At 70.8% G+C, this 21,806-nt stretch carries 19 protein-coding genes; 12 read left to right on the top strand and 7 right to left on the bottom strand.

Annotated features, from left to right (window positions below; all coding sequences use genetic code 11):
* The first annotated feature begins 5 nt into the window (after positions 1-5).
* The 4 genes from ASH02_RS21945 to ASH02_RS21930 all read left to right on the top strand — a co-directional run bounded on the left by ASH02_RS21945 (position 6) and on the right by ASH02_RS21930 (position 5,954).
* On the top strand, positions 6-2,054 hold the full coding sequence (locus ASH02_RS21945; protein ID WP_056683384.1) for an iron ABC transporter permease: 2,049 nt from the start codon (positions 6-8) through the stop codon (positions 2,052-2,054).
* A gap of 212 nt (positions 2,055-2,266) precedes the next feature.
* Positions 2,267-3,421, top strand: a complete 1,155-nt coding sequence (pdhA, locus tag ASH02_RS21940) for a pyruvate dehydrogenase (acetyl-transferring) E1 component subunit alpha (RefSeq protein WP_082563873.1) — start codon at positions 2,267-2,269, stop codon at positions 3,419-3,421.
* Complete coding sequence (locus ASH02_RS21935) at positions 3,418-4,401, top strand: alpha-ketoacid dehydrogenase subunit beta (RefSeq protein WP_056683381.1); 984 nt, start codon at positions 3,418-3,420, stop codon at positions 4,399-4,401. Before pdhA ends, ASH02_RS21935 begins: the two co-directional genes overlap by 4 nt.
* Positions 4,402-4,403: 2 nt before the next feature.
* Positions 4,404-5,954 (top strand): dihydrolipoamide acetyltransferase family protein, encoded by a 1,551-nt coding sequence (locus ASH02_RS21930; RefSeq protein ID WP_082599559.1) that lies wholly within the window; start codon positions 4,404-4,406, stop codon positions 5,952-5,954.
* Between the two features lie 132 nt (positions 5,955-6,086).
* Here the strand turns inward: ASH02_RS21930 and ASH02_RS21925 are convergent, their stop codons facing one another.
* From ASH02_RS21925 to ASH02_RS21915, 3 genes are all read right to left on the bottom strand, one after another.
* Complete coding sequence (locus tag ASH02_RS21925) at positions 6,087-7,538, bottom strand: PhoX family protein (RefSeq protein WP_057295447.1); 1,452 nt, start codon at positions 7,536-7,538, stop codon at positions 6,087-6,089.
* An 89-nt stretch (positions 7,539-7,627) separates the two neighbouring features.
* Positions 7,628-8,233: a TetR family transcriptional regulator gene (locus ASH02_RS21920; protein WP_057295446.1), complete on the bottom strand. Its 606-nt coding sequence runs from the start codon at positions 8,231-8,233 to the stop codon at positions 7,628-7,630.
* Between the two features lie 20 nt (positions 8,234-8,253).
* On the bottom strand, positions 8,254-8,757 hold the full coding sequence (locus ASH02_RS21915; protein WP_200959221.1) for a nuclear transport factor 2 family protein: 504 nt from the start codon (positions 8,755-8,757) through the stop codon (positions 8,254-8,256).
* Between the two features lie 114 nt (positions 8,758-8,871).
* Here ASH02_RS21915 and ASH02_RS21910 point away from each other — a divergent pair, with 114 nt between their 5' ends.
* Genes ASH02_RS21910 through ASH02_RS21880 form a run of 7 tightly spaced genes read left to right on the top strand, consistent with a single transcriptional unit; the run spans position 8,872 to position 16,682 of the window.
* Positions 8,872-10,275 (top strand): MFS transporter, encoded by a 1,404-nt coding sequence (locus ASH02_RS21910; RefSeq protein ID WP_057295444.1) that lies wholly within the window; start codon positions 8,872-8,874, stop codon positions 10,273-10,275.
* Positions 10,272-11,456, top strand: coding sequence for an acyl-CoA dehydrogenase family protein (locus ASH02_RS21905; protein ID WP_056891570.1), 1,185 nt, complete (start codon positions 10,272-10,274; stop codon positions 11,454-11,456). Before ASH02_RS21910 ends, ASH02_RS21905 begins: the two co-directional genes overlap by 4 nt.
* Complete coding sequence (locus tag ASH02_RS21900; protein ID WP_057295443.1) at positions 11,453-12,238, top strand: hypothetical protein; 786 nt, start codon at positions 11,453-11,455, stop codon at positions 12,236-12,238. The genes ASH02_RS21905 and ASH02_RS21900 overlap by 4 nt, the downstream gene beginning before the upstream one ends.
* Entirely contained in the window at positions 12,228-13,034 is an 807-nt protein-coding gene (locus ASH02_RS21895) for an alpha/beta fold hydrolase (RefSeq protein WP_056891732.1), read from the top strand. Before ASH02_RS21900 ends, ASH02_RS21895 begins: the two co-directional genes overlap by 11 nt.
* Entirely contained in the window at positions 13,031-14,671 is a 1,641-nt protein-coding gene (locus tag ASH02_RS21890; RefSeq protein WP_057295442.1) for an AMP-binding protein, read from the top strand. The genes ASH02_RS21895 and ASH02_RS21890 overlap by 4 nt, the downstream gene beginning before the upstream one ends.
* Positions 14,668-15,912, top strand: a complete 1,245-nt coding sequence (locus ASH02_RS21885) for an acetyl-CoA C-acetyltransferase (RefSeq protein ID WP_056891568.1) — start codon at positions 14,668-14,670, stop codon at positions 15,910-15,912. The genes ASH02_RS21890 and ASH02_RS21885 overlap by 4 nt, the downstream gene beginning before the upstream one ends.
* Entirely contained in the window at positions 15,909-16,682 is a 774-nt protein-coding gene (locus ASH02_RS21880; RefSeq protein WP_057295441.1) for an NAD(P)H-dependent oxidoreductase, read from the top strand. Before ASH02_RS21885 ends, ASH02_RS21880 begins: the two co-directional genes overlap by 4 nt.
* A 24-nt stretch (positions 16,683-16,706) precedes the next feature.
* On the opposite strand, the gene ASH02_RS21875 is transcribed toward ASH02_RS21880, so the two are convergent.
* Positions 16,707-17,576, bottom strand: coding sequence for a DUF3626 domain-containing protein (locus ASH02_RS21875; RefSeq protein WP_057295440.1), 870 nt, complete (start codon positions 17,574-17,576; stop codon positions 16,707-16,709).
* A gap of 98 nt (positions 17,577-17,674) precedes the next feature.
* Between ASH02_RS21875 and ASH02_RS21870 the strand changes: the two genes are divergently transcribed.
* The gene (locus tag ASH02_RS21870; protein WP_056683356.1) at positions 17,675-18,550 is read left to right on the top strand and encodes a serine/threonine-protein kinase; all 876 of its coding nucleotides are present in this window, start codon (positions 17,675-17,677) and stop codon (positions 18,548-18,550) included.
* A gap of 3 nt (positions 18,551-18,553) precedes the next feature.
* On the opposite strand, the gene ASH02_RS21865 is transcribed toward ASH02_RS21870, so the two are convergent.
* The 3 genes from ASH02_RS21865 to ASH02_RS21855 are packed head-to-tail and all read right to left on the bottom strand — an operon-like array spanning position 18,554 to position 21,770.
* On the bottom strand, positions 18,554-19,264 hold the full coding sequence (locus ASH02_RS21865; RefSeq protein ID WP_082563870.1) for a GTP pyrophosphokinase: 711 nt from the start codon (positions 19,262-19,264) through the stop codon (positions 18,554-18,556).
* A gap of 41 nt (positions 19,265-19,305) precedes the next feature.
* Positions 19,306-20,784, bottom strand: a complete 1,479-nt coding sequence (locus ASH02_RS21860) for a carboxyl transferase domain-containing protein (protein ID WP_057295439.1) — start codon at positions 20,782-20,784, stop codon at positions 19,306-19,308.
* Positions 20,781-21,770 carry an NAD-dependent epimerase/dehydratase family protein gene (locus ASH02_RS21855; RefSeq protein ID WP_057295438.1) on the bottom strand — a complete coding sequence of 330 codons (990 nt, stop codon included), beginning with the start codon at positions 21,768-21,770 and terminating at the stop codon, positions 20,781-20,783. Before ASH02_RS21855 ends, ASH02_RS21860 begins: the two co-directional genes overlap by 4 nt.
* Positions 21,771-21,806 lie beyond the last annotated feature (36 nt).

Raw genomic sequence — 21,806 nt, 5'->3', positions numbered from 1 at the left:
CGGTCGTGACCCTGCGCAGTCTCACCGGCCTCGGGGTGCTGGTCCTGGTGGCCCTCGCCGCCAGTGCGGTGCACCTGACCCAGGGCACGTCCGCCATCGGCTTCGGCGACCTGCTCGAGCTCGCGCTCGGGCGCGGGGACGAGCTGACCCGTGACGTCTTCATGGGCTCACGCCTCCCACGCCTGCTGGCGGGCCTGGTCGTGGGGCTGTCCGTGGGCGTCTCGGGAGCCTTGCTCCAGTCGGTCACCCGCAACCCCCTCGCCTCGCCCGACACCCTTGCGATCAATGGCGGAGCCTGGTTCGCGGCCACCCTGGTCGCGGCCCTCGGGATCTCGCTGCCGTTGTTCCTGCAGGGCAGCGTCGCCTTCCTCGGCGGCCTGCTCGGCGCCGGGATCGTGCTGGCCCTGTCCGGCGGAGCCTCCGGTCCGGCGCGCCTGGTGCTGGCCGGGTCGGCACTCGCGCTGGCGCTGGGCTCCCTGACCGGACTGCTTCTGCTGCTCTTCGAGGAGCAGACCCAGAGCCTCTTCGCCTGGGGCAACGGCAACCTGGTCCAGATCAGCATCGACGCCCCGGCGCAGGGGGCGGTGGCGGTCGTCGTCGTGGTGCTCGTCGCGATGCTGCTGAGCCGACAGCTCGACCTGATCAGCCTGGGCGACGACGCCGCGTCCAGCCTGGGCGTCAACGTGCGGCTCGTGCAGCTGGCCGCCGTACTCATCGCCGTCCTGCTGGCCAGCCTCGCCGTGACCGTCGCCGGCCCGATGGGTTTCATCGGGTTGTGCGCCCCCGTGCTGGCACGGCTCTCCGGACCGTGGATCAAGGACGTGCACAAGCACAGCGTGCTGCTGCCGCTCTCGGGCCTGATCGGCATCGTCCTGGTGGTCCTGGCCGATGTCCTGATGCGACTCGTGCCGACCGGGACCTTCGGGCCCGGGGTGCCGACGGGCGTCGCGACCACCATGTTCGGCGCGATCGTCCTCGTCGGCATCGCCCGCACCTTCCGCCAGGGTGGCACGGTGCCCGACGCGCCCTCCGCGCGCACCCGCCCCGGGTCCCCGTTCCGCTTCACGACGCTGCTCGTGGTCGGGCTGTCGGTGCTCCTCGTCGGTGCGACCGTCCTCGGCCTGCTCGCAGGCAACGGCTGGCTGCTGATGGGTGACGACCGCCTCCTGCTCGGCGACGTGACCCACTGGCTCACCGGGAACGCGGGGCCAGTCGTCCACTACACGCTCGAGGAGCGGACCCCGCGTCTCATTGCGGCCACCTTCGCGGGCGCGGCGCTGGCCCTCGCCGGCTGCGCCACCCAGGCCGTCTGCCGCAACCCGTTGGCCGAGCCCGGCCTGCTCGGCGTCACCGCGGGCGCCGGTGTGGGTGCGGTCACCTGCATCTCGTTCGTGGGGACCACCGCGCTCTGGACGATCAACGCAGCGGCGCTGGTCGGGGCAGCCGTCGCCTTCGTGATCGTGTACGCCGTCTCGTGGCGGGGCGGCCTGGACTCGATCCGGCTCGTGCTGGTCGGCGTCGGTGTCGCGGCCGTCGGCCAGGCGCTCATCGCGTTCATCATCATCAGCGCCAGCCCCTACGACACCCAGCTCGCGCTGACCTGGCTCAACGGCTCCACCTACGGCCGCACCTACGACCAGGTCGTCCCGCTCGTTCTCGTCGTCCTCGTGGGACTCCCGCTGCTGCTGCGCCACCGCAACGACCTCGACGTGATGGCCCTCGACGACGACACCCCGCGGGTGCTCGGCCTGTCCCTGGAGCGGACCCGGCTGCTCCTCCTGGTGGTCGCCGTCGTGCTGACCGCCGCCTCGGCCGCCGCCATCGGCCTGGTGGTCTTCACCGGCCTGGTGGCCCCGCACGCGGCCCGCGCCGTCGTCGGTTCCCGACACATCCGGGTGCTCCCGGTGGCAATGCTCCTCGGAGCGCTCCTGGTCAGCCTGGCCGACACCTTGGGACGCAACGTGATCGCACCCGACCAGGTGCCGGCCGGCATGGTCACCGCCCTGATCGGTACGCCGTACTTCGTCTGGTTGCTCTGGCGCTCCCGGGCCTGAGGCGGGTCTGGGGCAGGCACCGCTCGATTGGCGAGGGGGCCGACTGGACGGGTACCTTGAGAGAACGGCAGTGTGGTTCCCGTCACAGACGGTTCCCGGTGCCGGATAGACCGTCACGTCCACGCCGTACCACCACTTCGACGCGTTCGTGACGCGGTTCCCACACCCTGCCTCGGTGACCCCGCAGGCCGGCGAAGAGAAGGAGTGCACACGTGTCCCATGCAGAGTTCGGGCCAGACCTCGTCGAGGTCTTCGGTCCCTCACAGCAGGACGGAGGGCCGGAGCTCGTCCAGCTCCTGACGCCCGAGGGAGAGCGTGTCCACCACGCAGAGTTCGACATGGACTTCTCCGCCGAGGAACTGCGCGGCTTCTACCGCGACATGGTCCTCACCCGCCGCATCGACACCGAGGCCACCGCGCTCCAGCGCCACGGCGAGCTCGGCATCTGGGCACAGCTGCTCGGCCAGGAGGCCGCCCAGATCGGCGCCGGCCGCGCCCTGCGTCCGCAGGACTACGTCTTCCCGACCTACCGCGAGCACGGCGTCGCCTGGTGCCGCGGGGTCGACCCGCTCGACCTGCTGGGTCTCTTCCGCGGGGTCGACCACGGCCGCTGGAACCCCAACGACAACAACTTCGGCCAGTACACCATCGTGATCGGCGCCCAGGTGCTGCACGCCACCGGCTACGCCATGGGCATGCAGCGCGACGGCGTCGTCGGCACGGGTGACCCCGAGCGCGACGCCGCCGTGATCGCCCACTTCGGTGACGGCGCGTCCTCACAGGGCGACGTCAACGAGGGCTTCATCTTCGCCGCGTCCTACAACGCGCCGGTCGTGTTCTTCTGCCAGAACAACCAGTGGGCGATCTCCGAGCCGATCGAGCGACAGACCCGCATCCCGCTCTACCAGCGGGCTCTCGGCTTCGGCTTCCCCGGCGTCCGCGTCGACGGCAACGACGTCCTCGCGACGTACGCCGTCACGAAGGCCGCGCTGCAGCGGGCCCGCGACGGACAGGGCCCGACCCTCATCGAGGCCTACACCTACCGCATGGGTGCGCACACCACGACCGACGACCCGACCCGCTACCGGCTCTCCGCCGACGTGGAGCACTGGAAGCTGAAGGACCCGATCGCCCGCGTCGAGGCCTACCTCAAGCGCAACGGTCTGGTCGACGACGGCTTCCTCGACACGGTCAAGCAGGAGGCCGACGACCTCGGCGTCCGGCTCCGCGAGGGCTGCAAGGCACTGCCCGACCCCGACCCGCACGCGATCTTCGACTTCGTCTACGACGAGATCCCCCCGGAGCTCGCCGAGCAGCGTGACGGTTTCGCGGCCTACACCGCCGGTTTCGAGGAGGCCCACTCATGAGCACCCAGAAGATCACCCTCGCCAAGGGCCTCAACATGGGGCTGCGCAAGGCGATGGAAGACGACCCCAAGGTCCTCATCATGGGTGAGGACGTCGGCCGGCTCGGCGGCGTCTTCCGCATCACCGACGGCCTCCAGAAGGACTTCGGCGAGGACCGCGTCATCGACTCGCCGCTGGCCGAGTCCGGCATCGTCGGCACCGCGGTCGGCATGGCGATGCGCGGCTACCGCCCGGTCGTCGAGATCCAGTTCGACGGCTTCGTCTACCCGGCGTACGACCAGATCGTCTGCCAGGTCGCCAAGATCCACTTCCGCTCCAAGGGCAACACCAAGATGCCCATGGTCATCCGCATCCCGTTCGGTGGCGGCATCGGCGCGGTCGAGCACCACTCAGAGTCGCCGGAGGCGCAGTTCGCGCACACCCCCGGCCTCAAGGTCGTGGCCTGCTCGAACCCGGTCGACGGCTACTGGATGCTCCAGCAGGCCATCGCCTGCGACGACCCGGTGATCTTCCTCGAGCCGAAGCGCCAGTACCACGCCGACAAGGCCGAGCTGGACGAGTCGATCACCCCCGAGCCGCTGTTCACCTCGCGCGTGGTCAAGACCGGCACCGACCTCACCCTGCTGGCCTACGGGCCGACCGTGAAGACCGCGATGAAGGCGGCCGAGGCCGCGGCGACCGAGGGCAAGTCGCTCGAGGTCATCGACCTGCGCACGCTCTCGCCGCTCGACATGGGTCCGGTCCTCGACTCCGTACGCCGCACCGGCCGCGCCGTCATCGTCCACGAGGCGCACGTGAACCTCGGCATGGGTGCCGAGGTCGCGTCACGCATCACCGAGAAGTGCTTCTACAACCTGGAGGCGCCGGTGCTGCGCGTGGGCGGGTTCGACACCCCCTACCCGCCGTCCCGCATCGAGGAGGACTACCTCCCCGACCTCGACCGGGTCCTGGACGCCGTCGACCGATCCCTGGAGTTCTGAGCATGGCTGAGTTCAAGCTGCCCGACGTCGGTGAAGGCCTCACCGAGGCCGAGATCGTCGCCTGGAAGGTGAAGGTCGGCGACGTCATCGAGGTCAACGACATCATCGTCGAGATCGAGACCGCCAAGTCGCTGGTCGAGCTGCCCTCGCCGTACGCCGGCACGGTGCTGGCGTTGCTGGTGCCCGAGGGCGAGATGATCCCGGTCGGCACCCCGATCATCTCCGTCGGCGACCCCGACGAGGCCCCGGCCCCGGCGGCCCCGTCCGGCGAGGCCCCGGCCCGCGACATCGGCGAGATCGACCTCTCCAACCCGGCCGCCAGCGGTGGCGGCGAGGGCGAGAGCCTGGTCGGCCGCATGAAGGCCGAGCGTGGCCCGGTCCGCCGACCCCGCAAGGGTTCGGCCTCCCCGTCGACCGAGTCGGCGGCGGCCACCCAGATGCAGCTGCAGGGTGCCTTCGCGCCCGGCGGTGCGCAGTCCGAGCCGGTGGTCGAGGCCGACGAGCCGGCCGTTCCGTCGCAGTCCGCCGTGTCCCCGCAGTTCGAGACGCCGGCCTTCGTGCCCGCCTCGGCGACCGACCCGGGCGCCGTACGCGCCCTGGCCAAGCCGCCGGTGCGCAAGCTTGCCAAGGACCTCGGGGTCGACCTGGCCGCGCTGCGCGCCACTGGACCCAACGGCACGGTCACGCGTGACGACGTGCAGGCCGCGGCGAGTGGTGCGGGTCTCGATACGGGTCTCGATACGGTCGCTGGCGCTCCCTACTCGACCTCCGAAATCGCTGGCGCTCGCTACTCGACCAACGAAGGCGGCGTGCCTTCCTCAACCAGCGGGAGTGCCTCGGCGGCCGTTGCAGGTGGGGAGCGGCGCGAGCCGATCAAGGGCGTCCGCAAGATGATGGGCCAGGCGATGGTGAACTCCGCGTTCACGATCCCGCACGTCACCGAGTGGGTCACCATCGACGTCACCTCGACCATGGAGTTCGTCGACCGCCTCAAGAAGCGTCGCGAGTTCAAGGACGTCAAGGTCTCGCCGCTGCTGGTGCTGGCCCGTGCGGTGATGCTGGCGATGCGGCGTACGCCGGAGATCAACTCGTTCTGGGACGAGCCGGCCGGCGAGGTCGTGTTCAAGGACTACGTGAACCTCGGCATCGCCGCCGCAACGCCGCGTGGCCTGGTCGTGCCGAACGTCAAGGGTGCCGAACAGCTCTCGTTGCTCGAGCTCGCCGAGGGCCTCAACGCGCTCACGAAGACCGCGCGCGAGGGCAAGACCCAGCCGGCCGAGATGAGTGGTGGCACCTTCACGATCACCAACGTGGGTGTCTTCGGGGTCGATGCGGGCACGCCGATCATCAACCCGGGCGAGTCCGCGATCCTGTGCTTCGGCTCCATCAAGAAGAAGCCGTGGGTCGACGCGGACGGCGAGCTGTGCGTGCGCGACGTGACCACGCTGGCGCTGTCGTTCGACCACCGCCACGTCGACGGAGAGAAGGGCTCACGCTTCCTCGCCGACGTCGCCGGCATCCTCGAGGACCCGGCCAGCGCCCTGCTGTTCTGAGTCACCCGACAAGGATGTGGATCGCAGTCACCAGGTGACTGCAATCCACATCCTTGTTGCTCGGACCTTGATGGCCCGCTCAGCTGACCCGGGTTCTGAGCTCGCCGCCGCGCCGGTTGCCGACCGCCCGCCTCAGACGCCGATCGACCTCCACGGACCCCAGATCGCGAAGCTCATGCCTCGTGAAGCCTGGATGTTCACGAAGAGCGTGTGGCCGTCAGGGCTGAACGTCGACCCGGCGAACTCGTCGCCGAACCGCGGTGCGCCCGAGCTGCTGCGCAACCTGTTCAGGCCGATGTCGAACAGTTCGCCGTCACGGGTCAGACCGCGCAGGAAGTTGTCGCCGGCGCTGTCCTCGCAGATGACCAGGGTGCCGTCGTTGCTGGTGGTGATGTTGTCGGGGAAGTCGAGCACGTCGTCGTCGGGGGACTGGAAGATGCAGGTCAGTGTCTGCGCCTTGGTGTCGTAGGCCCACACCTGCCCGGTGCCGTTGCCGAACCCGGTCGGCGCCGGGCCTGCGGGATACGGCGCGACGGGGCCGCCGCCCTGGGTTGCGGTGAAGTACACGACGCCGTCGTCGTACACCTGTCCCTCGCAGCGGGAGAACAGGGCGGCACCTTGGGCGCGACCCTGGTCGCCGACGTACGAGATGGCCTCGTCGTTGGTGGTGGGCGCCGGCTGGCCGGGGGTGTAGGGGAAGGACGGGTCGGGGTCGGCGATCGGCACCCAGGCGACGGGGTAGGTGGTTCCCTGGACCTGATTGGCCTCGAGGTGCGCGTTGGGTGTGCCGACGACGGCGAGCATCTCCAAGGTGCCGTCGTTGTCGAGGGAGCCGCTCGTCATCGGGTTCGTGCGCGGGCGGTAGCGGTAGAAGCCTGACGGGAAGCCGAAGTTGTCCTCGGTGAGGTAGAGGACGCCCTCGGTCGGGTCGAACGACACCGCCTCGTGTGCGAAGCGCCCGGCTCGGGTGATCGGCTCTGCGGTCGCTGCCCCGTGCAACGGCACCTCGAAGACGAAGCCGTGTCGCTTGGTCAGGCTGGTGTTGGGAGCACCTGTGAAGTCTGCGCCGACGTCGGGGCCGTTCACGGTCTCCTCGCACGTGACCCACGCGCCCCAGGGCATGATTCCGCCGCTGCAGTTCATCTGGGTCCCGGCGAGGCTGTTGTGTGCGGCGAGTACCTCGCCCTGCTTGGTGACCTGGATGGTGGTGGTCCCTCCGGCAGTCATCGGGTCGTAGAGAGGGCCGGGGCCCAGTGGTGCGCCGGGGCCGTTCACCTCGTGGTTGCGGATCAGCACGACCGTGTCGTCGGGGCCGGCGAACGCTCCCATCCCGTCGTGCCTGCCCGGCAGATGGGTGCCGTCGTCGAGCACCACCGGGAACTCGGTGTCGTGGAACGACCGGTAGTTGAAGCCCCGGGGCAGGTGCAGGCGCACGATTCCGTCGCGATGGTCCTTGATCGGCACCAGCCCCAACGGTCGTGCGGACGTGCGCGCCCCAGCAGGCGCGGCGACCAGGCCCGCGAAGGGTCCGGCTGCGGCTACGGCGAGGGTGGCCTTGAGCAGGGTGCGGCGCTTGATCGGCATGGTTGCTCCCGGGGTCTGGTGTGTGTGACCCAGATCACTCTATGACCGAGTTGTCGGCCCTTCCACCCCTTGCTCGACCCGGATTGCGATCAGCCTTCAGTGGACCTGACCAGCGCGAGCGCGAAGTCTGCCTGCTGGGCCGCCAGCGCGTCCGGAGTGAGTCCGCCGTCGGGCTGGTACCACGTTGGAACGGTCGCGCACAGCAGCAGGATCGCGCGGGCGGCCTCGCGTGGGTGCGCGGTGCGGAAGCTCTCGTCCTGCACGCCCTCGGTGACCAGGTCGACGAAGATCCGCTCCGTCGAGTCGCGTGACTCGACGACGTCCTGCCGATTTTCGCCCTCGAGGTAGCGGAACTCGCTCATCGCGACGATGGACGCGAGGCGGTGGTCGGTGGAGAACTCGACGTATGCCTGGACCGCCGCGCGCAGTCGCTCCGTCGGACGGGCGCCGGCGCCGGCGAGCCGGTCGGCCAGTCGGCTGAGCAGCTCGTCGTTGGCGTCCTTGAGGACGGCGACCAGCAGGTCGTCCTTGGAGGGGAAGTAGTTGTAGAGGTTGGACAGGCTGGTGCCCGCGCTACCGGCGATGGTCCGCATCGACGCGCCGTTGAACCCCTGCTCGGCGAACGAGGTGAGCGCCGCGTCCAGGATCGAGTCCAGCTTGGCGCCGCGCGCTCGTGGTGGGCTGGGCTTCTTCATGTCCTCGGACCCTAGTGCACTCACTGGCCGGCCCCCGGACGATCGGCCGCGTCACGCGCGGGCGGCCACACGAAGGTGCCCGGCTCCCATCCCTGCTCGACGTCGCTCCACCAGAAGAACCGCACCGCGCGCTCCTCGAAGCGCCAGCGGCCGTCCTCGCAGCGGACCATCGTGTCGACGTAGCGCCCCGCTGCCAGCTGGCTCTGCCGGTCGACGACGCACGGCTGCAGCAACCAGGTCTGCCCGGTCGCCCGGTCGCCGTCCACCTCGAGGGTCTCGTTCGAGGAGAAGTGCCACCAGGCCGAGAGGCTTCCTGACTGCAGATTGCTGAAGAACTCCCTTAGCCCCGTGCGCCCGCGGGCGGTGGAGAGTCCGACGAAGGCGCCGTCGGGGGTGAAGAGCTCGACCAGCTCGTCCCACCTGCCCGAGTCCAGGTGCTGGCAGTAGTGGGCACGCAGCTGTTGGAGCTCGTGCAGGTCCTCCATCCGGCGGAGCCGTTCCTCGACGCCAAGCCCGGTGCTCACTGTCTTCACCCTCTTTCGATCGACCTCTTGCGGAATCCGTCGGTGTCACCCTATCGTACAAGAACGATCGTTCGTACGTCCGCGAACGGCTGGTCACACCGAGGAGCAACAGCCATGGCAAAGCACGCAGAGGCGTCGCCCGCCGCCACCCAGGAGCGAGGAGTGCTGGCCCGCGTCGCCGGCGCGGTACTGCTCGGGTCCGCCCTGGAGTGGTACGACTACTTCCTCTACGGGACGGCCGCGGCGCTCGTCTTCAACGAGGTCTTCTTCCCCTCGCAGAGTGCGACCATGTCGCTCCTGCTCTCCCTCGCCACGTTCGGGGTCGGCTTCGTCGCCCGCCCGATCGGCGCGGTGGTCTTCGGACACATCGGCGACAAGTTCGGTCGCAAGCCGGCCCTCGTCGCAGCCCTGATGCTCATGGGAGTCTCCACGACGCTGATGGCCTTCATTCCCTCGCACGCCTCCATCGGGTTGGCGGCCCCGGCGATCCTCGTGCTCCTCCGCCTGGTGCAGGGCGCCGGCGCCGGCGCCGAGTACAGCGGCGCAGCGATCTTCGGTGTCGAGTACGCCCCCGAGAACCGTCGAGGTGTGTACGGCGCCATCGGTGCGTCCGGTGCGTACGCCGGCCTGGTGCTGTCGTCCGCGGCCGTTCTGCTCACCACCGCGCTGACCACCGACGCCCAGTTCCTCGCCTGGGGTTGGCGCCTCCCCTTCATGGCCAGCATCGTGCTGATCGGGCTGGGCATGTGGATGCGCCTCCGGCTCGAGGAGACGCCCGCCTTCGAGGAGAACGTGCAGGACAGCCGGGACGACCAGGCCGACACGCCGGCCCGCTCGCCACTGCGCACCCTGCTGCGCACGCAGTGGCGAAACATCCTGCTGGTCATGGGCATGGTCGCGGCACCGCTGGCTCTCAGCTACGTCTACCAGGTCTACGCACTCGCGTTCATGGCCAAGGCCGGCCACTCGCCCGAGGTCGGCACCGCCAGCCTCGTCGTCGCCGGATTTGCCGTGATGCTCACCGCCCCGCTGGCCGGCCTCGCCTCCGACAGATGGGGACGACGCCCGGTACTGCTGGCCGGTGCGGTCTTCGCGGCGGCGTACGCCTTCCCATTCTTCTGGCTCGCCGGCAGCAGCAACCCGCTGCTCGCGATCCTCGCCGTGGGCATCGCCCAGGGCGGTAGCGTCGGCATCATGTTCGGCGTCCAGGGCGTGATCCTGGCCGAGCTGTTCGCCACCGAGACCCGCTACAGCGGCGCGGCGTTCAGCCGTGAGGTCGGCGCGGTGGTCTTCGGTGGAATGGCTCCGTTCATCTCCGTCGGGCTCTCCTCAGCTGCCGGTGGTGCCTCGTGGCCGGTGGGCCTGTACGTCATCGGCCTGGCTGCGATCACCTTCGTTGCCGGCTACCTGGCCCCCGAGACCAGGCACCGGCCCCTCGACGCACTCGACAAGGTCGCCAAGCAGTTGCCCGCCAACCGTGCCGACGAGTTCGACGGCTTGGAGGTGGGCGCACGATGACCCACCGCCCCGCACCACGCCCCGACACGCCGCGCCACCTCACCGAGGAGCGCCTGGAGATCCAGAAGCTGGCCAGGCAGTTCGCCCGCGAGCGCGTGCGCCCCATCGCCGACGAGCTCGACCCGGAGCAGGGCACCATCCCGGATGCGCTGCGTGACGAGATGGCCGAGCTCGGCTTCTTCGGGCTGATGATCCCGGAGGAGTACGGCGGCCTCGGCCTCGGCGTCTTCGAGTACTGCCTGGTGGCCGAGGAGCTCGCGCAGGGCTGGCTCAGCGTGTCCAGCCTGCTGGCGCGCGGCAACGGCATGGGCGGCGAGTTCACGGAGGTCCAGCGCAAGGAGCTCCTGCCCCGGATGGCCTCGGGTGAGTATCTCGGCGCGTTCGCGCTCTCAGAGGCCGAAGCAGGATCCGACGTCGCCAACCTGTCCTGCCGGGCCCGCCGGGACGGCGACGAGTGGGTGGTGCACGGCACCAAGATGTGGTGCACGTACGCCGACCAGGCCGACTACCTCGTGCTCTTCGCCCGTACGTCGGACAAGGACCCGGCCAAGCCCCACCGCGGGATCAGTGCCTTCCTCGTCGACAAGCCGCGGGGCGCCTTCCCTGCAAGGGTGAGCGGCACAAAGGTGCGCAAGATCGGGTATCACGGGTGGAGCACCTGGGAGCTCTCGTTCGACGGGCTACGGCTGCCGGCCGATTCGATGCTCGGCGCAGAGGGTCGTGGCTTCTACCTGGCCCTGGGCGGCCTCGAGGTCGGTCGTGCCCACACCGCCGCCCGCGCGATCGGCCTGGCCCAGGCCGCCCTGGACGACGCCACGGCGTACGCACAGACCCGGCGCCAGTTCGGTGGTCCGCTCACGCAGTTCCAGGACGTCCGCTTCAAGCTGGCGCGGATGGCCGCCGACGTCGAGGCGGCGCGCCAGCTGATGTACCACGTTGCCACCGAGATCGACTCGGGTCGCCGGTGTGACCGCGAGGCGGCGATGGCGAAGTACGTCGCCAGCGAGATGGCCGAACGGGTCACCAGCGACGCCATGCAGATCTTCGGCGGGGCTGGCTACACCACCGACTTCGCGGTCGAGCGCCACTGGCGGGACGCCCGGCTCACCAAGATCTTCGAGGGCGCCAACGAGATCCAGCTCCGGGTGATCTCGGACGACATGCTGGGGGGAAGTGCGTGAGCACCACGTCGCAAGCAGCCGAGGTGCCGACCCGTCTCGAGGACTTCCGGGTGGGGCAGCGACTCACCGCCCACCTCGCCCTCCCCGGCGCCCCCGGAACGGACACGCACGTGGACGGCGCCGCCCTCGCCGCCGCCCTCGCGGCCTCCGACCTCTCGGTCGGCCGGGACCTGGCTGCCGCGTGGCGCTACCTGGCACCCGTCCGCACCACCGACGAGATCCTCGTCGAGACCACGGTGACCGCTTGCCGACGTACCCCCGATCTCGAGCAGGGGGTCGTCACCCGGCACATCAGGTTCCACGACGACGACGGCGGGCTGTGCCAGGAGGGCACCGTCACGTCACTGGTGCCCGTGCGCTCGGCGGTCGACGACGAGGAAGCGCGTACGAACCGGGCGTTCGGCACCCGCGCCTGGGCCACGGCGCTCGCGGCACTGCTGGACGCCGACCCGGCCTTCCGCACCGAGACCAGCACCTGGGACGGCACGATCGGCATCGGGTACGGCGAGCAACAGGCGCAGTTCCGGGTCTACAAGGGTCGGGTCCTGGAAGCCGGCACTCGCACGGTGACTGGTGCGACCTTCGCGGTCGAGGCGGGCGAGCGTGACTGGGTCGATCTCCTCACCGGGCCGGCCAACGACTTCGTCCGGAGGGCGATGATGGACCAGTTCGCGGTCACCGGCAACGCCTACGAATACCTCCGGCTCCAGGCGGCCGTCGTCGCCCTGGTCGACCGGGCCCGGGACCTGGCAGGAAGTGAAGGTGCTCACGATGCGCGCTGACTATCTCGACGTCGGCGGGTGCACGTCGTTCGTGCTCCAAGAAGGGCGGGGGACCCCGGTGCTGCTGCTGCACACCGCGGGACAGCATGGCGTCCAGTGGCGGCACACCCAGCAGGCGCTGGCCGCACACGGCTACCACGTGGTGGTGCCGGACCTGCCGGGCCACGGCAAGTCCGAGCCGGCTCCCGCAGGCCCGGTCCGCGACCTTGGCGACTACGCCGCGTGGTGCGAGGAGCTCATCGACACGCTCGGCCTGGACCGCCCCTTCGTCGTGGGCTGCTCGATCGGCGGCCGGATCACCCTCGACCTGGCCACCCGTCGCGGCGACCGCCTCCGCGGCGCAGTCGCCATGGCCTCCCACGGCCAGCGAGACACCGCGCCCCGACTCTCCGTCGGCGGACTCGAGCGCGAGCTCATCGACTCAGCCGCACCGTCCCGCGCAGATCGCACGTACTTCGGCACGAAGGCCGTCGTGGGCGGGACCGTCCCCGAGGCGACCGTCGAGATGATCGCGCGGATGCACCGACGCGAGGACCCGGTGGTCTCCAACAGCGACCTGATCGGCTGGACCACGCAGGATCTCGGCGATGCCCTGGACGCCGTCGCGTGCCCGGTGCATCTCGTCGCGGGGGTCGACGACCTCTGGGTCGACCCCGCGGACGTCGCCCGCACCGCCGAGCGGATCCCACGCTCGGAGCTGACCGTTCTCGACGGCATCGGGCACTACCCCATGGAGGAGATCGACGGCTTCGCCGATGTACTGCACGGCTGGCTGAAGGGGCTCGAGGACCTGTGAGCGCCGGCCCGATCTCCCACCTGGCCCGCCTCGTCGAGGCGGCCCCGGACGCGGTCGCCCTCTGGGAGGGACACTGCGAACCGCCGGCTCCCGTCACCCGCGTCGACCTCTGGCAGCGCAGCGTTGCGGTTCGCGACGATCTCCGCGACCACGGCGTCGAGCCGGGCGACTGCGTCGCGGTCTGGCTGCCCAACTGGTCGGACGCCGTGGTGTGGCAGTTCGCCGCGGCCGCACTCGGCGCCCACGTCATCGGTGTGAACACCCGGTACGGCGTGGACGAGGTCGCCCACGTCCTGGCGAAGGCGCGGCCGCGGGTCATCGCGGTGGCCCACGGCTTCCTCAGGCTCGAGCTGGCCACCGTGCTGCACGCGGCCACGGAGTCCGTCGACGCACCGGCCCCGTCGGTGGCGCTGGTCACCGGGCCCGGCAGTGCCCCGGCCGACGCGCAGGCGTTGGCGGCCTACGACGTCGGCGCCGGAGCGTGGGCACCCAGCCCGGCCGCCGGTGGAGTCACCGACCCGGGGGCGCTCGTCGACCACCCGGACGATCTGTTCGTGGCCTTCACCACCTCCGGTTCGACCGGACGGCCGAAGCTGGCCGCCCACCGTGCCTGCGCGACGGCCGGCCACTCCTTGGCGGTCGCGGCCGCGGCGGACCTGGACGCGGGCAGCGTCTCGCTGCTCGTGCTCCCGTGGTCCGGAGTCCTCGCCCACAGCCCGGGCATGGCCGGGCTGCTCGCGGGCGGGTCGCTGCTGCTGATGCCGTCATTCGACGCGGACCGCGCCCTCGACCTGATGGAACGGTTCGCCGTCACCCACCTCACGGTCGCCGACGACGTGGCCGGACGCCTCATGCGTTCGTGGCGGGAACGTCCCCGGGACCTCACCGCGTTCCGGCGCTTGCTGATCGGAGACTTCTACGGGGAGTCCGGTCGGATCGCTGCCTGGGTCGAGTCCGAGACAGGCGCCACCGTGTTGGGCATCTACGGCTCCAGCGAGATTTTCGCCCTCACCGGGTTCTGGTCCCCGGACACCCCACTGCCGTTGCGTCACCGCGGAGGCGGCCGACTGGTCACTCCCGGCATGGAGGTCCGCAGCGTCGACCCGGTGACGGGCGAGCTCGCCGACGGGCCCGGGGAGCTCCAGTTCCGGGGCCCAAACGTCGTGGACTCCTACCTCGGCGACGTCGACGGCGGGATCGCCGCCGGCGTGCGGAGCCGCGACGGCTGGTTCTGCACCGGCGACCTCGGCACCGCGGCCGGGGACGGCACCTTCGAGTACCTCTGCCGGATGGGCGACTCCCTGCGCCTCAAGGGCTTCCTTGTCGAGCCGGCCGAGATCGAGACCCGATTGATCGAGCACGAGGCCGTCGAGCTGGTCAAGGTGGTGGGGCTCGACGTCACCGGGGAGACCCAGGCCGTCGCGTTCGTCGTACCGCGCCCCGGCACCACGCCCGACCCGGCGGAGCTGCGGGCCTGGTGTGCCGAGACGCTGGCCCGCTTCAAGGTGCCGGCGCAGGTGCACCTGATCGACGAGATGCCGATGACAGCAGGAACCAACGGGGCGAAGATCCGGGCGGTCGCGCTCCGCGAAATGGCCAAGCAGCTGGCGAGTGCCGGCACGGAAGGAACATCATGACTGACGTCGACCGCGCCGATCCCGGCAGCGAGATCGTGATCTGCGAGCCGGTGCGCACCGCCGTGGGTGCCGACGGCGGCATGTACAAGGACCTGACGGCTGCCGACCTCGCCACCCAGGCGCTCACCGGGCTCGCGGCCCGCACCGGCCTGGGCGAGGGCGTCGTCGACGACGTGGTCTTCGGCTACTGCTATCCCACGAGCGAGGCACCCGCCATCGGCCGGGTGGCCGCCCTCAACGCCGGGTTCGGCGTCGGCACCGGCGGACTTCAGCTCGACCGGCGTTGTGGGTCCTCCCTCCAGGCCGTGCTGTACGCCGCGACGAGTGTCTCCAGCGGGTTCGCCGACGTGGTGGTGGCCGGCGGCGTCGAGGCGATGACCCAGGCCGAGTTCTACGCCCTCGGCCTCAAGCAGGGCGTGCGTGGGGACTCCGTCGAGATGGTCAACCGGATCGTCCGCGGCCGCACCACCGCCGGCGGGGTGAACTTCCCGGTGCCCGGCGGCATGCTCGAGACCGCGGAGAACCTGCGCGCCGAATACGACATCTCCCGGGCCGAGCAGGACGAGTTCGCCCTGCACTCGCAGGAGAAGGCCGTCCACGCGCAGAAGAACGGCACCTTCGCCGACGAGATCGTGCCGGTCACCGTCCCCGCGAGCCGCCGTACGCCCAAGCAGGTCCTGGACACCGACGAGCACCCGCGGGCCGGCCTGACCCTGGCGGACCTCGGTCGGTTGCGGGCCGTGCGGTCCGCCATCGACCCCGACTCGACGGTGACCGCGGGCAACGCGTGCGGGCAGAGCGACGGCGCAGCGGCCTGCGTGGTCACCACGCGACGGCGAGCCGACGAGCTCGGTCTGCGTCCGTTCGTGCGCATCGTGGGTGCCGCGGTGGCCGGCGTACCCCCGCGGACCATGGGAATCGGCCCGGTGCCCGCGGTGGCCAAGGCGCTCCAGCGCTCGAGGCTGACACTCGACGACATCGACCTGATCGAGATCAACGAGGCGTTCGCCGCCCAGGTGATCGCCTGCCTGCGAGAATGGAAGGTCGACCCGATGGACACCCGGCTCAACGTCAGCGGATCCGGCATCTCCCTGGGCCATCCGGCCGGCGCCACCGGCGCCCGCATCCTGGCGACGCTCTCACACGAGCTGCACCGTCGCGAGGCGCGTTACGGGCTGGAGACGATGTGCATCGGCGGCGGGCAGGGCCTGGCCGCCGTGTTCGAACGGGTCTCCCGTTGAACACTCTGTGGGTCTTCGCGCACCCGGAAGCGCGCTCCCTCAACGGCTCCCTTCGTGACGAGGGGATCGCCAGGCTCCGGGAGAACGGGCACGACGTACGGGTCTCCGACCTCTACGCGATGGGCTGGAAGGCGGTCGCCGACGGCGGCGACTTCCCCGGCCGGGATCCGGACGCGCCTGTGCGGTACGGGCCCGAGTCCGAGGCCCACCAGGCCTCGGGTGCGCTGAGCCCGGACATCCTCGCCGAGCAGGAGAAGATCACCTGGGCCGACAACCTCGTCATCCAGTTTCCCCTGTGGTGGTACGCCGCACCGGCCATCCTCAAGGGCTGGTTCGACCGCGTGTTCACCAAGGGATTCGGCTACGGAATCGCCGATCCGATGCATCCGGGCCGCACCTTGCGTTACGGCGACGGGCTCCTGGCCGGCAAACGGGCCATGCTCGTCGTGACCGCGGGAGGGAGGGAGGCGTCGCTGGGTCCGCGCGGGGTCAACGGGTCCATCGACGAGTTGCTGTTCCCGATTCAGCACGGCCTCCTCTGGTACGTCGGCATCTCGGTCGTGCCGCCCCTGGTGCACTACGGGGCGAACCGGGTCGACGCGGAGGCCCACGCCGCCCTCACCAAGTCCCTGCGGGCGCGCCTGGACGGCTTGGAGAGCGAAGACCCGATCCCGTTCCGCTTCCAGAATCGCGGCGACTACGACGACGACCTCGTCCTGGAGGACAACCACGCCCCGGGCCGGTCGGGACTGGGCATCCACGTCAGGTGAGTCACTGAGCCCGGTCTGCGCCGCTCAGTGCTCGACGGGGGAGCCGAACCGGGCCACGTGGTGCCAGACCTTCTTGAGGTCCTGGGGGTCCTCGTCGTCGGCCAGCGCGGCGCGGCCGATGGTTGCGGCGTCGAGCACGCCGTCCTGCGCGACCCGGAGCCCGACCTCGACGATGCGCGGCCCACGGAACTCGGGATGCTGCCCGAGCACGTCGACGAGCAGCCGGCGCCCCTCGTGCCATTCGACCGGTACGTCGAGGGCGCGGGCCTGCACCTCGATGTCTGAGTCGCGGAAGCACGGATCGAGCACCAACGCCTCGACGTCCGCGGCCAGGTCGACCGTGCCGTGGACGTGGGCCTCGATGTAGTCGTCCAGCACGCCTCCCTCCAGCGCCTCGACCTCGTCGGTGCGTGCGCGGTCGGCGAAGGCGTCGGCGAGGGGGACAAGGGCGAAGCGGCGCGCCGTCCCGTAGTCGTCGGGGTCGAAGACCGAGTCGGGGAAGCAGAACGTGGTCCGGTCGAGGACGTGCTCGGCCAGTCTCAGGTGCGCCGACCCGAACCGTGGAGCGGCGCCGATCCGGCGCCCGCGATGGTTCAGGGCGCCGTACTTCGGTCGCTCGGCGACCGGTGCGTCGTCGTACGCGTGCCCGAAGATGCGTTGCTCCCAGGTCCAACGGTCACCGCCGGGCCGGGCGGTGAGCCCGCCGTTGCTGGTGCCGGTCTCGAACTGCGACCGGTAGCAGCCGTCCTTCGCGAGGTGCTCGAGCACCGTGGCGCCCCGGGAGACGCGGTCGGGATGGAAGTTCAGCGTGACACGGTGCCCTCGGTCGAGTGCCGCGCCGGTGGCGCGCCGGGCCACGTGGTCGAGGGCTCGGGCGGACCAGTCTCCGGGCATGGCGGCATGCTGCCACGTCGACCGGTGAGTGAGTACTCCCACGCGACCTGAGTACGCGTACGGATGTGGCGCGTGCCCGATTTCACGAGGGTGGAGTCATGTCCGCAACCCGTGCCTCCGCCTCACGGCCGGCCGCCGCCGCCCTCGACACCTCTGCCCTCGGGCCGGGCTCGGTGCTCGGCGACTTCCGCATCGAAGGCACCCTCGGACACGGGGGCATGGGCGTGGTCTACGAGGCCACCCAGCTCTCCCTGGACCGCCCGGTGGCGCTCAAGGTGATGTCGCGGCGCCATGCCGACGACCCGGTGATGCGGGCGCGCTTCTCCCGTGAGGCCAGGGCCCAGGCGGCACTGCGCTCGCCGTACGTCGTCCAGGTGCACGACCACGGCGAGCACGACGGACTGTTGTGGACCGCCACCCAGCTGATCCCCGACGGTGACCTTGCCGCCGCACTCCGCGCGAACGGGACCCCGCCCCTGGCCACGGCCCTCGACCTCGTCGCGCAGGTCGCCTCCGGTGTCGTCGACGCGCATGCGGCCGGCCTGGTGCACCGCGACATCAAGCCGGCCAACGTGCTGCTCAGCCGTCGCGACGGCCAGGTGCGGGCCTACCTCGCCGACTTCGGCATCGCCCGGACGGCCGACTCCGACCTGACCAAGGCGTCCGGGATGCTCGGTACGGCGTCGTACATGGCACCGGAGCTGCACCACGGTGTCGAGGCCAGCACGGCCAGCGACGTCTATGCCCTCGGCTGCCTGCTGTGGGCGGTGCTCGTCGGCGAGGCGCCGTACGCCTGGAGCACCGGCGACTACCAGTTGATGAGCGCGCACATCTCCGCTCCCGTGCCGGAGCTGACCGGCGACCAGCCGGTGGTCGCGAGGCTCAACGCGATCCTGGCCCGCGCGCTGGCCAAGGACCCGGCCGACAGGTTCGCCGACGTCGTCGAGTTCAGGGACGCCGTGCGGTCGGTCTGAGCGTCACTCCGACGTGGCCAGCGACTGGATCTCGTCGCGCAACCGGCCCATCTGGCCGTCGAGGTCGGACGCCGTGCTGGCCACCGTCAGCAGCGCCTGCTGCAGGTCGTCGGGCACGGCGCCGTCGTACTTGTAGTAGATGCGGTGCTCGACGCTGGCCCAGAAGTCCATCGCGATCGTGCGGATTTGCAGCTCCACCGGCACGTTGATCGAGCGGTCGGAGAGGAAGACCGGCACCTCCACGATCAGGTGCAGGCTCTGGTAGCCGTTGGCCTTCGGGGTGGCGATGTAGTCCTTCGTCTCCAGCACGGTCAGGTCCGGCTGGCGGGTCAGCATCTCGGCGACGCGGTAGGTGTCCTCGACGAACGCGCAGGTGACCCGGATGCCGGCGATGTCGCGGATCCGCTCGCGCACTGTGACCAGGTCGGGCGGGCAGTCGATGCGCCGCATCTTGTCGACCAGGCTGTCCATCGACTTCAGCCGGGTCTTCACGTGCTCGATCGGCCCGAAGTCCTGGGTCTGCTCGAACTCCTGGCGCAGGATGTTGATCTTGGTCGCGACCTCCTCCATGCCGCAGGAGTACTCGAGCCGGAAGGCGGCCAGCTCGGCCTGGATCTCGCGCAGGCTCTGCTCGGCCTCGGCAGGGTCGGTGGTTCCCTCGATGAGCCCACGGAGCAGGTCGACTCGGGGCGCGGAGGTTGCCGGTTCACTCATGGCCCCAGTATCCGGGACGCCCGGTAGCCGGTGATCGAGGCTCAGAGATAGCGGGCGGTGCGCTCGGCCGGTGACCCCGGCCCGGAGTCGAGCAGCCGGGCCAGCTCGAACTCGAGCACGCCGCCGACCCGGTGGCAGAACTCCTCCGGCTCCTCCGCGGCGTCCGGCTTCTCGGCCACGATGCGGTCGACGATGCCGCGTTGGTGCAGGCCGATCACGTGCACCTGCTGGCTGCGTGCCATCTCGGCAGCGTGGTCGAGGTCGCGATGCACGATGGCGCTGGCTCCCTCGGGCGGGAGCGGCGAGAGCCAGGCGTGCTGGGCCGCGATCACCCGGTCGGCCGGCAGGAAGGCCAGGGCGCCACCGCCGTTGCCCTCGCCGAGCATCAGGCACAGCGTCGGTGCCTCGAGCGTGACCAGGTCGGCCAGGCAACGAGCGATCTCTCCGGCCAGCCCGCCCTCCTCGGCCTCCTTGGACAAGGCCGCACCCTGGGTGTCGATCACGGTCACCAGCGGCAGTCCCAGGTCGACGGCGAGGTGCATGCCGCGGCGTGCCTCGCGCAGCGCGCCCGGTCCCATCGGGTGGTCGGTGGTCTGCCCGCGACGGTCCTGGCCGAGGAAGACGCACGGTGCCTCGCCGAACCGGGCCAGCGCGATCAGGAGCCCGGGGTCGGCCTCGCCCTGGCCGGTGCCGTTGAGCGGCACGACGTCCGTGGCTGCGTACTTCAGCAGGCGTCGTACGCCGGGGCGCTCCGGGTTGCGCGAGCGTCGTACGGCGTCCCACGTGTCGACGTCGGGGATCGGGTCGTCGACCGGGTCGGGCACGGCGGCGATGCCGTGGCGCGGGGCGAGCAGGATGTTGAGCGCCCGGTCGACGATGTCGGCCAGGGCCTCGGGCGGCAGGACGGCGTCGATGATGCCGTGGGCGTGGAGGTTCTCCGCGGTCTGCACGCCCTCGGGGAACGGCCGGCTGTAGAGCGCCTCGTAGACCCGCGGCCCGAGGAAGCCGGTGAGTGCACCGGGCTCGGCCACGGTCACGTGGCCCAGCGAACCCCACGAGGCCATCACTCCGCCGGTGGTGGGGTTGCGCAGGTAGACGAGGTAGGGGAGGCCGGCGTTCTTGTGGGCGGCGACGGCCGCGCTGATCCGCACCATCTGCACGAACGCCGGGGTGCCCTCCTGCATGCGGGTCCCGCCGCTGATCGGGGCGGCCAGCAACGGCAGTCCCTCGGCGGTGGCGCGCTCGATGCCGGCCACGAGCCGGTCCGCGGCGTCGCGCCCGATGGACCCGGCCAGGAAGCCGAACTCGCCGGCGAGCACGGCCACCCGGCGGTCGCGGATCCGTCCCTCGCCGGTGATCACGGACTCGTCGGTGCCGGCCTTCCCAGCAGCGGCCGCGAGCTGTGCGGCGTACTTCTCGCCGACGTCGCGGCGTGCCGGCGGTGTGTCCCACGAGGCCCACGACCGGTCGTCGAGGACGAGGTCGATCAACTGGTGTGCGGAGAGACGCGTCGAGGTCACTCGCCGAGGTTATGCCAGGTGTGCAGCACCGCGGACTCGTCTTCGCGACCGAGACCTGTCGTCGTCGCGTCGGGGGTGGCGCGCAGCCAGGCCAGCGTGTCGCGCGCGGTGTCGGCCAACGGTCGGGTCAGCAGTCCGGCGGCGTACGACGCGGCCACGTCGTGGGACATCAGGCCGGCGTACTCCGGAAGCGGGAGCCAGACCGGCAGCGCGCGGTCGCCGGACCACGGGTCGACGTCCTGCTCGGCGAGGAACTCCTGGCCGACCCACGTCCACGACGGCTGGGCGCCGACGCCGCGGGCCACCTCGTCGAGGAACGCGCTGCGCGTGGTGATGTGTCCGGTGCCGTCGTAGATGCCGGTGGTGCGCTGCTCGGCACAGGTGACGATCCACTCCGCCAGGTCGCGCACGTCGATCACCTGCACCGGGTCGTCGGGGGATCCGGGTGCCAGCACCTCACCGGCCTCGGCCACCCGCGGCGGCCAGTAGGAGAACCGGCCGCTGGGGTCGCCCGGGCCCACGATCAGGCCCGGCCGGATCACGGTCGACGAGGCCGCGCCGTCGCGGACCGCCTGCTCGCAGGCGACCTTCATCGCGCCGTAGACCTCGGGCCCGGACATCGGATCCTCGTCGGTGGTGATCGGCTCGTGCAAGGGCAGGGTGTCGGGCGTGCCGCCGGGGATGGAGTCGTCGGAGTAGACGTTGATCGTGGACACGAAAACCCAATGGGCACTGGGGAAAGTCGCCACCGCGTCCCTCACCCGGGACGGGTGGCGGGCCACGTCGACGACTGCGTCGAACAACTCGGTGGTCTCCAGGGCTGACCAGTCGGGCGAGTCGCGGTCGAGCACGACGTGGCGGGCACCGTCGGGCACCCGGCCCGACGTGCCCCGACAGGCGCACGTCACCTCGTGGCCCCGCGCCACCGCCGCGGCCGCGACCGCCTTCGAGAGGAACACCGTGCCACCCAGCACCAGGATCTTCATGCCCCCACGAAAGCGAAACGGCCCGCCTCCCACAAG

Origin of the sequence: Nocardioides sp. Soil796 (assembly GCF_001429525.1) — a bacterium.
In the GTDB taxonomy this organism is placed as follows: domain Bacteria; phylum Actinomycetota; class Actinomycetes; order Propionibacteriales; family Nocardioidaceae; genus Nocardioides.
This window is presented reverse-complemented; position numbering and strand designations above follow the sequence as displayed.